The following is a 13595-nucleotide window of genomic DNA, read 5'->3' as shown; positions in this document are numbered from 1 at the left end:
TGTCTCGGACGGCCTAGCCCCGCGCCGCCGCGATCCGCGCGCGGGCGATTTCGTCGGCGACCAGGTTGGCCGGGCGCTTTTCGGTGATCGACTGATCGATCACCTCCGCCAGGGTCTGGGCCAGGCGGTCGAGCTTGATCGCCACCCAGCCACCGTCGAACGCGCCGCCGGCTTCAAGAGCGCGGATCTCGGCCGCCACATTGATGATGCCGCCACCGTTGATGACATAGTCCGGGGCGTAGAGGATGCCGCGATCAAACACGGTCTGGCCGATCATGGCGTCCGCCAATTGGTTGTTGGCGCCCCCCGCGATCACCTTGACCTTCAGGCGAGGCAGGGTCGCGTTCGAGATCGCCCCGCCCAGCGCGCAAGGGGCGAAGACATCGGCCTCGACGTCGAAGATCGCGTCGGTCGGAACGATCGTCGCGCCGGTCTTGGCGGCCACCTCGGCCAGGGCGACCTGGTTGACGTCGGCGATGATCAGTTCAGCGCCGGCGGCGTGTAGTTTCTCGGCAAGGTAAGCGCCGACATGGCCGACGCCTTGGATGGCGACGCGAACGCCGTTCAGGTCGCGATTCAGCGCCCGCTCGACGCAGAGACGCACGCCCCGGAACACGCCCTCGGCGGTCACTGGCGACGGATCGCCCGACGCGGCCGCATGGCCTTCGAGGCCGGCGACAAAGCGAGTGGTCTTGCGCGTGCTTTCCAGGTCCGACGGCGAGACGCCCACGTCCTCGGCGGTCCAGTACTTTCCGCCCAGGCTGTCGACGGCGCGACCGAAGGCCTCGAACAGTTCCGGCGTCTTCTGGCTGCGGCTGTCGCCGATGATCACGGCCTTGCCGCCACCGAAGTCGAGATCCGCCATGGCGTTTTTGTAGGACATGCCACGCGAGAGCCGCAGGGCGTCGGTCAGGGCCGCACCGGCGCTGGAATAGTCCCACATCCGGCAGCCGCCGGCGGCGGGCCCTCGCGCGGTCGAGTGGACCGCGATGATCGACTTCAGACCAGTTTTTTCGTCGAAGAAAGCGTGAACGCCTTCGTGTCCCTCGAAATCGGGGGAATCGAACAAGGTCATGCTGCCGGTCTCGCCTCAGCCAGAATGAAGTTGGCGGGCGGTGTACGCTGGCTTGCCCTGGCTCACAAGCCCGAAGGCTGACCTTGCGACACCCTGCGCTTGTCGGCCTTCGGCGGGTCCAACGCTGTCATCGCGGCCGCGCTGTCCGGAATGGCGGGAACGCCTGACGGCGGCCACGGCGCGGGCGCTTCGCGCAGAAACGCCTCGGCGTCCGACCAGACCGTCTCAGCCTGTCGATCAACAAGCAGCAGATGGTAGCCCTTGGGATAGTAGGCGGTTAGCGCGCCGGGCTTGAGACGGCCTACGGCCTCGGCCGTCGACGCTCGCGGGATGATGTGGTCGTTGGCGCCGTAAAACCACGCGACCGGCGCCGCGATCGCGCCCGGCGCGCGCCACGCCCGCTCCATCAGGCCGACCAGTCCATACAGCGTGTCGGAACGTGCGCCCCAGATCATCAACGGGTCGCGGCCCATGCGGCGAAGTTCGTCGATATTGTCGGAGGGCATGACCTCCCGGACCAACCATTCGGGCGGCTTGACCACCCAACCGCCTGCGGTGTGCGCGGTGATCCACAGGCTCAGCTTGTTCGGCAAAGGCTGGCTCGACCACCCCCAGACCGCCGGTGCGAACAGCATCAGCTTGTCGACGCGCGGCGGGTCGGACGTGGCCATGGCGCTGATCGCCAGGCCGCCGCCCATGCTGATTCCCGCCAGGGCGATCTTGGACCTTGGGTGCCGCTCACGGACCGCTTCGACCAGCAGACGGACATCCTCGATCACCAGGTCGGCCGGCGCCCAGACGCCGCGCTCGGGCGAGCGCCCGAACCCGCGCACATCCAGCGCATAGGTCGCGATGCCCCTCCCCGCCCACCAGGCGGCGGCCAGACGGTAGGCGTTGGAATAGTCGTTCATGCCGTGCAGCCCGACCACGACCCAGTCGGGTTCCACGGCCGGGAGCCAGCGCATCAAGCCCAGCCGGGCGCCGTCGAAGCTGATGAAGGCCTCATCCGTCAGGCGCGGGCCGCGAAACCCGAGCGCCGCCAGTTCGGGCCGCTGGCGCAGCGGCGCACAGGCCGACAGCGCGGCCGCCGAGGCGGTCAGGATCAAGGCGCGACGGTTCATCGGCCCAGAATGTCCGCGACGCGCTCGCGAAGGAAGGGCGTGACCTCCGCCTCGAACCAGGGATTGCGCTTCAGCCACGCGGTGTTGCGCCAGGAGGGATGCGGCAGCGGCAGGACGTTCGGGCCAAACTCGCGCCAGCGCTCGATGGTCTCGGTCATGGTCTTGCCCGTACGCCCGGCCAGCGCCCAATTCTGGGCGTAGCTACCGACCAGCAAGGTCAGTTCAACGTTCGGCAATGCCCCCAGTAACCGGGTTCGCCACAACGCCGCGCAACGGGGCGGCGGCGGATAGTCGCCGCCCTTGGGGTTGGTTCCCGGGAAGCAGAAGGCCATAGCCGCGACACCGATCTCGGACCGGCCATAAAAGGTGTCCCGGTCGATCCCCATCCACTGGCGCAGGCGGTCGCCCGAGGGATCGTTGAACGGCAGGCCCGTCTCGTGGACGATCCGCCCTGGCGCCTGGCCGGCGATCAGGATGCGCGTCGCGGAGCTGACGCGGGTTACCGGCCGCGGCGTGTGCGGCAGATAGGGCGCACACGCCCGGCAGGCGGCGATGTCCTCAAGAAGCGCTTCGAGCGGCATGGACGGGATGTAAGCGATCCCGTCCCCTGCCCCAAGCGGAGCCTTACGCGCCGAGCATCCGGCGCTCGCGCTTGATGATGTCGGCGAACGACGGCCGGGCGAGGATGGCGTCGGCATAGGCCCTGGCCTTGGGCCACTTGGCGAAGTCGAACCCAGCGTGTTCCAGGTTCACGAAGGGGCTGGCCACGGCGATGTCGGCCAGGGTGAAACGGTCCTCAACCAGGAAGCCGCTCGCCGGGATCGTGCGCTCGAGATAGTCGAGCACCGGCGGCATGGCGACGTTGGTCCCCTTTTCGATCGCCGCCAGGTCCGGCTCGGCGCCCATGAAGCGCGGCCCCACCACCCGGTTGAAGAAGATCGGTCCCGCCGCGCCGACGAAGATCGAGTCCGCATACTCCTCGTACCAGACGGTCCAGGCGCGCGCCTTGGGTTCGGTGGGGATCAGGTTCGGCTCGGGATGGGCGGCGTCGAGATAGGTGATGATCGCCGAGGAGTCCGAGATCTTGAAATCGCCGTCCTGGAAGCCCGGAATCTTGCCGAAGGGGCTGCAGGCGTCGAATTCGGTGTCAGGCTGGCCGAGACGGACCACCTTGTTGTCGTACGTCAGACCCTTTTCGGTGGCGAACACCATGGTCTTGCGGACGAACGGCGAAAGCGACGAACCGTAGATGAGCATCAATGGCCTCCCAAGTTTGGGAGACCATTGGCCACGGACTCAGTTTCGTTTCAAGACGATCTCGTGGCGACGCCTACTCTTCGTCGCCGGCCGTCTCTTCGAAGCTGGTCGGATCGCCTTCCAGGCGCAGGCGGATGCGATAGACGCCGCGAAACTTCTCGGGATTGACCGGCTTGTTGTGGCGCAGGATCACGACCTTGCCCTCACGGGCCAGCTCGATGGCGTTGGTGCGCACGTGGCCCAGCTGCTGCTGCCAGCGCTCGGGCTGGATCGCCTTGGCGACGTTCATCGGGTCGATCGACTTGCCGGCGGGCAGCGCCGCCAGCTGGGAAAGAATGGTGTCTTGGATCGGGGTGGTCATGCGCCTCGCCATGCCATGGATCGCGCTCAAACGCGAGGCGCGGCTTGCGTGCGCGCGACGACGCCTCTAACTGAACCCCGATAAGTTTCGGAGGGGACGACATGGACGGCGGCGCCGAGGTTTCCAGCAGCTCGCGATTGGTCGAGACCGGCGAATGGGCCGGCTGGCGCACCTGGCAGGGCATGGACCCGTTCGAGGACCAGTCCGGCCCCTTCTATTTCCGCGAGGATGAAACCGGCCGCGTCACCTGCGCCTTCCGCGCCGAGCCCAAGCACATGAACGGCGGCGGCTTCATGCACGGCGGCTGCATGATGACCTTCGCCGACTTCTGCCTGTTCGCCATCGCCTGGCGCGATCTGGCGGGAACCCACGCCGTGACGGTCAGCCTGAATGGCGAGTTCGTCGGCCCAGCCCGCCCCGGCGACCTGGTCACCGCCACCGGCGAGGTCGTGCGCGCCGGCGGCTCGCTGCTGTTCGTGCGCGGCCTGATCTCGACCGGGTCCAGCCCGATGCTGAACTTCTCGGGCGTGATCAAGAGGATGCGTTCGCGCTAGTCCCTCAGGCGGTCATGCCCGCTGCGGCGGCGGGCCGCGCCAGCATCGCGTCGAACCAGCGGTTGACGTGAACCAGCGCCGGATCCAGCCGCCACTTGATCATCCGGCCGAAGTCGAGGCTGGTGACGGCGACCACATCGACGATCGTCAGGCGGTCGGCGGCGATGAATGGGCTGGCGGCTAGGCGGTCGTCCAGCACCTTCAGGCTTTTTCTGACGCTCTCCAGATTGTAGGCGGCGACCTCGGGGACCTGCGCCTCCAGCGCCGCCATGCCGGGGTGGCTGTGGCGCACGCCCTGCATCATCGGCGTGGCGACCATCATCTCGGTGCGCCGCAGCCACATCTCGATGATCGCCGTATCCTTGGCGTCGCGACCGAACAGGTTCGGTTCGGGATAGACGCTCTCCAGATAGCGGCAGATGGCGACCGACTCGGTGATCACCGTCCCGTCGTCCAGCTCCAGCGCCGGCATGTGCGCGAGGCCCGCCTTGCCGCGATACTCCGGCGACCTGTGTTCGCCGCCCATGATCGACAGGGTGACGATCTCGACGTCGTCGATCCCCTTCTCGGCCATGAACCAGCGGACACGACGCGGATTGGGGGCGCGAAGGCAATCGTAGAGTTTCATGGTGTCCTCCCCTTTTGCCCAACAGTAGAAGCCCTTCCCCTCGATGGGGAAGGGTTGGGATGGGGTGATCGCTGAATCTCCGCCGCGACGCGCTCGGCCACGAGATACGGATTGCCGAAAGCCTCCCCGTCGCGGACCCGCATCACCCGATAGCCTTGCTTTGCGAGCCAGGCGTCACGCTCGGCGTCATGCAACTGGGCCTCGGGGTCATCGTGCCAGCCGCTGTCGACCTCGATCACCAACCGCGCGCCATGGTGGACGAAGTCGACGACGTAGCGCCCGATCGGCGCTTGTCGGCGGATGTGGCGATCGAGGGCGCGGAGAGCTTTCCAAAGGGCCCTCTCGCTGGCGGTCATTTCATTCCGGAGACGACGGGCGCGCTTCACGACGCCGGGAGCATGCCGAGGTCTCGGTGTTCCTTCGGACACGCCGTCACCCCATCCCCTACCCTTCCCCATCAAAGGGGAAGGGAGAAGATAGGGCAACTTTTAGTAGATTTTACAGCCCAAACAGGCTTCGCGGCATCAGGCCGACCAGCGAGCCGGTCAGGCAGGTGGCCAGGAAACCGGCCATCATCGCCTTCCAAACGAGGCCCAGCACTTCCTGCCGGCGCTGGGGCACCAGCACCGAGAAGCCGGCGACGTTCATGCCGACCGAGCCGATGTTGGCGAAGCCGCACAGGGCGTAGGTCATGATCATGCGGGTGCGCTCGTCGAGCAGCGACTCGCCCACCTTCGACAGCTGAATGAAGGCGGTGAACTCGGTCAGGATCAGTTTCACGCCCAGCAGGCCGCCGGCCGTGCCGGCTTCCTTCCAGGGCACGCCCATCGCCCAGGCCAGCGGCGCGAAGATCACGCCCAGCCCGCGGGCGATGCTGAGCGGCTCGCCGCCGACCGGCGGGAAGGCGCCCAGGATCTTGTCGACCATCGTCGCCAGCGCTACGAAGACGATCAGGGTGGCCCCGACGTTGAGGGCGATCTGCAGACCGTCGGTCGTGCCCTTCATCACCGCGTCGATCGAGCTGCCATAGGTCTTGTCCTCGGTGGCGAGGTCGAGATCAGCGCCCTTCTCCATCGGGTCTGACGGCACGATGATCCGCGCCAGCAGCACCCCGGCCGGCGCCGAAATGATCGATGCGGTCAGCACGTGAGCGGCGGCGTTGGGCAGGACGTCGGCCAGGATCGTGGCGTAGGCGACCATGGTCGAGCCCGAAACACAGGCCATGCCGACCGCAATCAACATGAAGAGTTCCGAGCGGCTCAGCTTGTCGAGATAGGCCCGGATAAAGATCGGGCCCTCGATCTGGCCCATGAAGATGGTGGCGGCGGTGGCCAAGGCGGGCGGACCGCGCAGGCCCAGCGTCTTCTGGAAGACAAAGCCGAAGCCTTGCGCCAGCCACTTGAGGATTCGCCAGTGCCAGAGCAGCGCCGAAAGCGCGCAAACCACGAGAATCACGGGCATCACCCGGAATGCGAAGATAAATCCCGCTCCGGGGTTGCTGACCGGATAGGGCTGGTCGCCGCCGGCCAGGAAGCCGAACACGAAGGCGGTGCCCGCCTGGGTCGAGGCCGCGAGGCCTTCAACCGCCCCATTGACGCTCTGCATCAGCTTTTGGGCCTGCGGCAGGCCGAACAGCACCATGACCAGCGCGACCTGGATGACGACGGCGCCGATGGCCAGACCCCAGGGGAACCGCTTGCGGTTCTCGGAAACGAGCCAACAAAGGCCCAGGGTGAGCGCCAGACCCGCCAGGGCCTGAACGTTCTCGGGACGGAACATCAAGACGAAGACCTTACACTGAGGCGACGCCCCCGCGACGCCGACCAAGAGGCGAGATTGACACCAACTGCGGCGTCGCACGCAAGCGCCTTGCGTAAGGAATGGTTAACCAGCCTGCAAATCGATCAAGTCATAAGCCTATTACCCCGGAAGCGCTGGCCGGGCGGGCCGCCTGGCGCGCGACGTGGTCCGGACTTCACCGCTGCTTGCTGGGACTATTTCACCCCCGAAATTCGCCTTACCCCGATTTAACTTGGCCGCTCGCCGATCGCCGTTCATTGCTGCAACCGTCGATTGGGGAGCGCGAGTCCGCAAATGTCGTTGGCCTTGGCCACACTTCTATACGAGTGGCGTCGTTACATGGCGGCCGTCGTCGCCCTGGCCTTTTCAGGCCTCCTGGTGCTGGCGCAGGTCGGCATGTTCGTCGGCATCGGCAAGGGCTTTACCGCCCAGATCGACCGCGCGCGAGCCGATATCATGGTGCTGGGCCCCGGCGCCAAGGCGCTGTTCGGCGGTCCTTCGGGCCTGCCGCGCCGGATGATCCCGCTGGTCTACAGCCACCCCGAAGTGACCCAGGTCGCCCCGCTGGACGGCTCGGGCGGTCGCTTCCAGAACATCCTGACGCCCGAGGAGCAGGCCAAGATCGAGGCCCGCACCAAGGCCGCGGCCAAGGGCGGAAAGTCGCCCCCGCAGGGCGGCGGCCGCAAGACCGAGTTCGTCAATGTCACGGTGATCGACGCGATCCCGGGCTATGTGACCGTACCCACCGACTACACGCCCGAAATGGTCGAAGCCTTGCGCCGCCCCTATGCGGTCGCCGTCGACCAGACCGCCCTCAAGCGCCTGGGCGTCAAGAAGGGCGACAAGGCCATCTATAATGGCAAGACCATCAACATCGCCGTGGTGACCACGGGTTATCCCAATATCATCCAGCCCACCCTGGTCATGTCGCGCGATACGCTGCGGATGCTGGGCGAGGCCGATGTCGGTCAGCGCGTGGGTCCGCTGATGGTCGAGATCCAAGATCCAGCCCGGGCCGAAATCGTCGCCGCGCAGCTCAACAAGAAGGCCGACGGCAAGTTTCGAGCCTGGACTCGCCAGGAGCTGGCGGACGCCAACTCCAGCGCCATGCTGGACGACCAGATCATCGGCATCATGCTGGGCTTCTCGGCGTTCCTCGGCTTGCTGATCGGCGTGGCCATCACCTGGCAGACCCTGCGCGGCGCCATCATGGCCAACATCAAGGAGTTCGCGTCCTTGCGCGCTCTGGGCGTGTCGATGGGCGACCTGCGCAACATCGTCATGGAGCTCAGCTTCTGGGTCGGCATCGTCGGCGTGTTCGCCGCCGGTCTGCTGACCTGGGGTGTGTCGCTGCTGGCGGCCATGGGTGGCGTGCCGATGTACTTCCCGCCGGCTCTGGTCGCCATCGTGGCGGGCTTCCTCGTCGCCATCGCCATGCTGTCGGGCTTCCTGTCGCTCGGCGTCCTCAAGAACAGCCAACCCGCGGACCTGCTGCGATGACCCGTGACAACGCGCACAAGCGCGGCGAAACCGCCCTCGAGGCCAAGGGCCTGGTCAAGCGCTTCAAGACCGGCCGCTCTTATATCGAGGTGCTCAAGGGCATCGACTTCGACGCCAAGCACGGCGACGTGACCATGGTCATGGGGCCGTCGGGCTCGGGCAAGTCGACCCTGGTCGCCGCCCTGTCGGGCCTTCTGAAGCCCGACGAGGGCAAGGTCTCGGCGCTCGAAGCCAAGGACCTGTGGGCGCTGTCCAGCGGCAAGATCGACAAGTTCCGCCTGGATCACTGCGGCTTCATCTTCCAGGGCTTCAACCTGTTCCCGGCTCTCACGGCCAAGCAGCAGGTGATGACGGCGCTGAAGTACCAGGGCGCCAGCCCCAGCGAACAGGCCCGCCGCGCTCAGGCGGCGCTGGAGTCGGTGGGCCTTGGCCCCCGCGTCAACCAGCGCCCCTCGGAGCTCTCAGGCGGTGAGAAGCAGCGCGTCGCCATCGCTCGTGCGCTGGCCAAGAACCCGAACCTGATCTTCGCCGACGAGCCGACTTCGGCCCTCGACGGCGAGAACGGCCAGGTCGTCATCCGCCTGCTGCGCGAAGCGGCTTCGGTGCGCGGCGCGGCGGTGATCTGCGTGACCCACGACCCGCGGCTCGAAGCCTATGCCGACCGCGTCATCCACATCGAAGACGGCCGGATCCTGGACGACGTGCGTAGAACGCCCGACGCCAATCCCGCGCCGCTCAGCCACTGATTTTCTGGGGGAATTCCACATGCCCGGCTTCCTGCGCCGACCCGCCTTCTACATCGTCCTGGTCGTCGTGCTTCTGCTCGGCGGCGGCTTCTTCTACGCCAAGGGCCAACAGGCCGAGAAAAAGAAGAAGCTCGAGGCCGCCGCTGCCCAAGAAGAGCCCTCCCCCTACGCGGCCATCGCCCAGGGCAAGGCTGACGTCGAGGGCGGCGTGATCCAGGTGGCCGCGCGCCGCCAGGGCATCATCCGCGAGGTGTTCGTCCAGGAGGGCGACATCGTCAAGGCCGGCCAGCCGCTGGCCAAGCAGGAAGACGATGACGCCCGCCTGGCCGCCCAGACTGCAGCGGCGAACCTGTCCTCCGCCAAGGCGCAGCTTGCGCTCTATCAGGTGCAACTGCGCACCGCCCAGCGGGAGTTCAACCGCCTGCAGGGCCTTGCCGCCTCGAACTATGTGGCGGCCCAGAAGCTGGACGCCGCCCGCGACCAGATCGCCCAGGCCCAGGCCAATATCGGCGCCCAGCAGGCGCAGATCAGCGTCGCCTCGGCCCAACTGGCCCAGGCTCAGTATACTCAGGAACTGACGGTGATCCGCGCGCCGGCCGACGGCCGCATCGCTCGCCGCCAGGCTAATCCGGGCTCGGGCGCCTCGACCTTGAACGTCACCGCCATGTTCGACCTCGAGCCCAACACCCAGCGCATCGCCCGCGCCGAAATCGTCGAGGCCGACATCCCGAATGTCTCCATCGGTCAGGAAGTTGAGATCCAGCCCGAGGGCGATCCGGACAAGACCTATGTCGGCAAGGTCCTGCGCCGCGCCGCCGTCTTCGGCGCCCGCAAGCTGGCCTCGGACGATCCCAGCCAGCGCAGCGACGAGCGCGTCGTCGAAGTAGTGGTCAGCGCCGACGGCGCCCCGCTGCTGGTCGGCCAGCGCGTGCTGGTCAAGTTCATGAAGCCCGGCCAGAAGGCCGGCGTGAAGCGGGATAAGCCGACCCCGCCGGTGGCCGGCGGAGCCAAGAAGAAGGCCTAAGGCTCGCCCTCAGCCCACGCCTGCTTAGAACGCCGCGCGGGACACCGCGCGGCGTTTTTGTTTCCCCTGCCGGACTTGATCTGGATCCCGGCGTTCGCCGGGAAGGTCGGTTTTCCGGAGGCGTGCTCGAGGCAGTTCACGACCCATACTCGCCCCCTCCGCGCCTTCGGCGCTCCTCCCCCATAGGGGGAAGAAGGGAGCGCACCTTCTGCCCCCTATGGGGGCGGACGACCATGCAAAGCATGGTCCGGTGGGGGGCTGCGGCCTGTCCGACTTCCACCCCTTCCAGAAGCCGCAGGCGTCAGCTTGCGAGCCCCCTTTCCTCATGGGAGTCCGGGCCACCCGCCCCCAACACAATCAACGCCTTATCCCACCGAGCGACGGGGCCATCCAAAATCGACGCATCCTCCGCAAAACCACCCTCACAATGCTTCCACCTCGTCGCGAGGAAAGGGCGCATGGCCAGCGACCATTTGCGGCGGCGGGGGGCGGTCGAGCGGGGACAGGTTCGAGGGGGATACTCGAACGGTCCGGGGACCTGATGCTGGTCAGGCCCGCCCGCCGTCGGCGTGGTCGAGGGAAAGGGTTCGTCCCTCTTCGATCGCCGGGCGCTGCCGGAAACGGAAGCGCCCGGGTCCCGGTAAGGCCCGAACAGGGCCACCTTCCCGGGACGCTGGCGGATAACGGCTGCGCGGAGCGTCGGGCTTCGTCGAAACGGTATCTACAAACTCACACTCCGGACGGATGTCCGGCGCTCCGCAGCCCTTTCCAGACCTTCAGTGGGAAACCGCGTGAGGCCGCGAAGCTGTGCGCCAACCTTCTTCCCCCTCCGGGGGAGGAGCGCCGAAGGCGCGGAGGGGGCAAGTCAGGAAAGGGCCCGCCGACGCCGCAGGCCCCCACCTGACCGCTTCGCGGTCGTCCGCCCCCAAAGGGGGCAGAAGAAACAACGCAGCGGCGAGGATCATGACACAGCCACTCCCCTTGACCTCCCCTCTCCCGCGCCGCACAAACGCGCCAAACCAAACACACGTTTGAGGGAGACTTCGGCATGGCGGACATCCGCTTCGACGGCAAGGTGGCGATCGTGACGGGCGCCGGCGGCGGGCTTGGCCGACAGCACGCCCTGGAACTGGCGCGGCGCGGCGCCAAGGTCGTGGTCAACGACCTGGGCGGCAGCGTCGACGGCTCGGGCGGCGGCTCCGAAGCGGCCCAAAAGGTCGTCGAGGAGATCAAGGCCTTCGGCGGCGAAGCCATCGCCAACGGCTCGTCGGTCACTGACGACGCCGGCGTGGCCCACATGGTCAAGCAGGCCATGGACGCCTGGGGCCGCATCGACATCCTGATCGCCAACGCCGGCATCCTGCGCGACCGCACCCTGACCAAGATGGAACTGGCCGACTTCGAGGCGGTCATGCAGGTCCACGTCTTCGGCACCTTCAAGCCGATCAAGGCGGTCTGGGACATCATGAAGGCCCAGAACTATGGCCGCATCGTCGTGACGACCTCGTCGTCGGGGATGTACGGCAACTTCGGCCAGAGCAACTACGGCGCGGCCAAGATGGCTGTGCTGGGCCTGATGAACACCCTCAAGCTCGAGGGCGCCAAGAACGACGTGAAGATCAACGCCATCAGCCCGGTCGCGGCCACCCGCATGACCGAAGGCCTGATGCCGCCCGAAGTGCTGGCCAAGCTGGCCCCGGAATATGTGACGCCGGGCGTCGTCTATCTCTGCTCGGACGAGGCCCCGACCGGCGCCATCCTGACCGCCGGCGCGGGCGCTTTCGCCCTGTCGCGGATCTACGAGACCGAAGGCGTGTATCTGGGCGAAGGCGGCCTGTCGGCCGAGGAAGTCCGCGACAGCTGGGACAAGATCACCGCCGAGGATGGCCAGAAGGCCTATTTCAATGGCGGCGAGCAGGGCCAGAAGTTCTTCCGCAAGATGGCGGGCGGCTAAGACGCCACAAATAAAACACAGATCGAAAACCAGTGTTCGATCCATATTTGACATAACAGCGATTGATACGGGGGCCTCGCGCCCCCGTTTCTTTTACGCGGCTGACAAAATTCACAACATGCATCAATAATAGCAACGGTATTTGACTAGATGCGTTACAGGCCGCGCTCCTCGAGCGCCAGCCGGCGTCCGGCGGACCTCCTCCTCCCCAAGAAGGTCGCAAGTCAAAATGTCTCTCAAGCGTACCCGCCTCGCCGTCGGCGTGGCTTTCGTGGCGCTCGTCGCCGCCTCCCAGGCCTCTGCTTCGGCCTTCTACCTGCAGGAACAATCGGTTCGCGGCACGGGCCGCGCCTATTCGGGCGAAGTCGCCGACAAGGGCGTGGGCAGCCTCTGGTGGAACCCGGCCTCGATCGCCGGCATCGCCCGCAGCGAAGCCTATTTCGGCCTGAACGCGATCCAGGTCGACTCCAAGGTCACCAACACCGGCTCGACCATCACCCGTCCGGTTCCGCCTACGGGTCTGACCACGCCGGTCGGCGGCGCCAACACCGCCTTCGATCCGATCAATGACGGGATCGTCCCCAACCTCGGCGGCGCCTGGAAGGTCAACGACAAGCTGTCGCTGGGCCTGTCGGTCGCCGCGCCCTACAACTTCACCACCGAGTACAACGCCGACAGCTGGACCCGCTACGACGCGCTGAAGTCCCAGCTGCGCACCGTGAACGTCGAAGGCGTGGTCGCCTATCGCGTCAACGACATGCTGGACCTCGGCGTCGGCGTCACGGCGATGTACGCCGACGCGGAACTGACCAACGCCCTGCCCAACATCTCGCCGCTGCAACTCGATGGCGCGCAGTCGCTGAAGGGTGACGGCTGGGCCTACGGCTACACGGTCGGCGCTCAGCTCCACCCGTCCAAGAGCCTGACGATTGGCGCCAGCTACCGCAGCAAGATCGACCACAAGCTGGACGGCACGGTGAAGGTCTCGGGCCTGCTGGCCCCGATCCCCGCCGCCAACAACTTCACCGTCGACGGCCAGGCCAAGATCACCCTGCCCTGGATCGCCAACCTCGGCGCTCGCTGGGCGGTGAACGACCAGTGGACCCTGAACGGCTCGGTCAGCCGCGTGGGCTGGAGCGAGTTCGACGCCATCCGCGTGAGCTTCCCGGGCGGCGGCTCGACCAGCGTCCAGAACTACAAGGACGTCACGACCTACGCCGCTGGCGTCGACTATCAGGCCTCGCCGCGCCTGACCCTGCGGGCCGGCGTCCAGTACGACCCGACCCCGACGCCGGACATCGGCCGCACCGCCCGCGTGCCGGACGGCGACCGCATGATGTACGCCACCGGCGCCACCTGGGCCGCGACCGAGAACCTGAAGCTCGACGCCGCGCTCAGCTACATCGCGTTCGACAAGAGCCAGATCAACCGCACCGACGTCACCGCAACCAGCTCGACCGTCCGCCTGCGCGGCGATGTCGAAGGTTCGGCCGTGGTGCTGGCCGCCGGCGCGCGCTTCAGCTTCTAAGGCCAAGCGCCCCTGGAACGACAAGCCCGCCTGGAGCGATCCAGGCG

Annotated in this window: 14 protein-coding genes and 1 pseudogene; 7 read left to right on the top strand and 8 right to left on the bottom strand. The window is 66.8% G+C overall.

Annotated features, from left to right (window positions below; all coding sequences use genetic code 11):
• Nucleotides 1-13: 13 nt before the first annotated feature.
• The 5 genes from CSW63_RS09970 to CSW63_RS09950 all read right to left on the bottom strand — a co-directional run bounded on the left by CSW63_RS09970 (nt 14) and on the right by CSW63_RS09950 (nt 3814).
• Nucleotides 14-1075 carry a Glu/Leu/Phe/Val dehydrogenase gene (locus CSW63_RS09970; protein ID WP_062099172.1) on the bottom strand — a complete coding sequence of 354 codons (1062 nt, stop codon included), beginning with the start codon at nt 1073-1075 and terminating at the stop codon, nt 14-16.
• Nucleotides 1076-1137: 62 nt separating this feature from the next.
• A complete protein-coding gene (locus tag CSW63_RS09965) occupies nt 1138-2196 on the bottom strand; it encodes an alpha/beta hydrolase (protein ID WP_062099174.1) in 1059 nt (352 codons plus the stop codon).
• Complete coding sequence (locus CSW63_RS09960) at nt 2193-2777, bottom strand: uracil-DNA glycosylase family protein (protein ID WP_062099176.1); 585 nt, start codon at nt 2775-2777, stop codon at nt 2193-2195. The genes CSW63_RS09965 and CSW63_RS09960 overlap by 4 nt, the downstream gene beginning before the upstream one ends.
• A 43-nt stretch (nt 2778-2820) precedes the next feature.
• Complete coding sequence (locus CSW63_RS09955; protein ID WP_062099178.1) at nt 2821-3453, bottom strand: glutathione S-transferase family protein; 633 nt, start codon at nt 3451-3453, stop codon at nt 2821-2823.
• A gap of 73 nt (nt 3454-3526) precedes the next feature.
• On the bottom strand, nt 3527-3814 hold the full coding sequence (locus CSW63_RS09950; protein ID WP_082749710.1) for a DUF3253 domain-containing protein: 288 nt from the start codon (nt 3812-3814) through the stop codon (nt 3527-3529).
• A 101-nt stretch (nt 3815-3915) separates the two neighbouring features.
• On the opposite strand from CSW63_RS09950, the gene CSW63_RS09945 reads away from it, so the two are divergent.
• Nucleotides 3916-4368 carry a PaaI family thioesterase gene (locus CSW63_RS09945; protein ID WP_062099182.1) on the top strand — a complete coding sequence of 151 codons (453 nt, stop codon included), beginning with the start codon at nt 3916-3918 and terminating at the stop codon, nt 4366-4368.
• Between the two features lie 4 nt (nt 4369-4372).
• On the opposite strand, the gene CSW63_RS09940 is transcribed toward CSW63_RS09945, so the two are convergent.
• From CSW63_RS09940 to CSW63_RS09930, 3 genes are all read right to left on the bottom strand, one after another.
• Complete coding sequence (locus CSW63_RS09940) at nt 4373-4996, bottom strand: glutathione S-transferase family protein (protein WP_062099184.1); 624 nt, start codon at nt 4994-4996, stop codon at nt 4373-4375.
• Nucleotides 4993-5382 (bottom strand): endonuclease domain-containing protein, encoded by a 390-nt coding sequence (locus tag CSW63_RS09935; RefSeq protein ID WP_256371373.1) that lies wholly within the window; start codon nt 5380-5382, stop codon nt 4993-4995. Before CSW63_RS09935 ends, CSW63_RS09940 begins: the two co-directional genes overlap by 4 nt.
• A 112-nt stretch (nt 5383-5494) precedes the next feature.
• On the bottom strand, nt 5495-6775 hold the full coding sequence (locus CSW63_RS09930) for a NupC/NupG family nucleoside CNT transporter (RefSeq protein WP_062099188.1): 1281 nt from the start codon (nt 6773-6775) through the stop codon (nt 5495-5497).
• 315 nt (nt 6776-7090) lie between these two features.
• Here CSW63_RS09930 and CSW63_RS09925 point away from each other — a divergent pair, with 315 nt between their 5' ends.
• From CSW63_RS09925 to CSW63_RS09900, 6 genes and pseudogenes are all read left to right on the top strand, one after another.
• Nucleotides 7091-8296: an ABC transporter permease gene (locus CSW63_RS09925; protein WP_062099189.1), complete on the top strand. Its 1206-nt coding sequence runs from the start codon at nt 7091-7093 to the stop codon at nt 8294-8296.
• Nucleotides 8293-9042 carry an ABC transporter ATP-binding protein gene (locus CSW63_RS09920; protein WP_062099191.1) on the top strand — a complete coding sequence of 250 codons (750 nt, stop codon included), beginning with the start codon at nt 8293-8295 and terminating at the stop codon, nt 9040-9042. The genes CSW63_RS09925 and CSW63_RS09920 overlap by 4 nt, the downstream gene beginning before the upstream one ends.
• A gap of 19 nt (nt 9043-9061) precedes the next feature.
• Nucleotides 9062-10066 carry an HlyD family secretion protein gene (locus tag CSW63_RS09915; RefSeq protein ID WP_062099193.1) on the top strand — a complete coding sequence of 335 codons (1005 nt, stop codon included), beginning with the start codon at nt 9062-9064 and terminating at the stop codon, nt 10064-10066.
• 427 nt (nt 10067-10493) lie between these two features.
• Nucleotides 10494-10710: pseudogene (locus CSW63_RS23755) on the top strand (hypothetical protein).
• 404 nt (nt 10711-11114) lie between these two features.
• Nucleotides 11115-12020, top strand: coding sequence for an SDR family NAD(P)-dependent oxidoreductase (locus CSW63_RS09905; protein WP_062097852.1), 906 nt, complete (start codon nt 11115-11117; stop codon nt 12018-12020).
• Nucleotides 12021-12249: 229 nt separating this feature from the next.
• Complete coding sequence (locus CSW63_RS09900; protein ID WP_062097854.1) at nt 12250-13548, top strand: outer membrane protein transport protein; 1299 nt, start codon at nt 12250-12252, stop codon at nt 13546-13548.
• Nucleotides 13549-13595 lie beyond the last annotated feature (47 nt).

The organism is Caulobacter sp. FWC26 (genome assembly GCF_002742645.2).
GTDB lineage: Bacteria > Pseudomonadota > Alphaproteobacteria > Caulobacterales > Caulobacteraceae > Caulobacter.
This window is presented reverse-complemented; position numbering and strand designations above follow the sequence as displayed.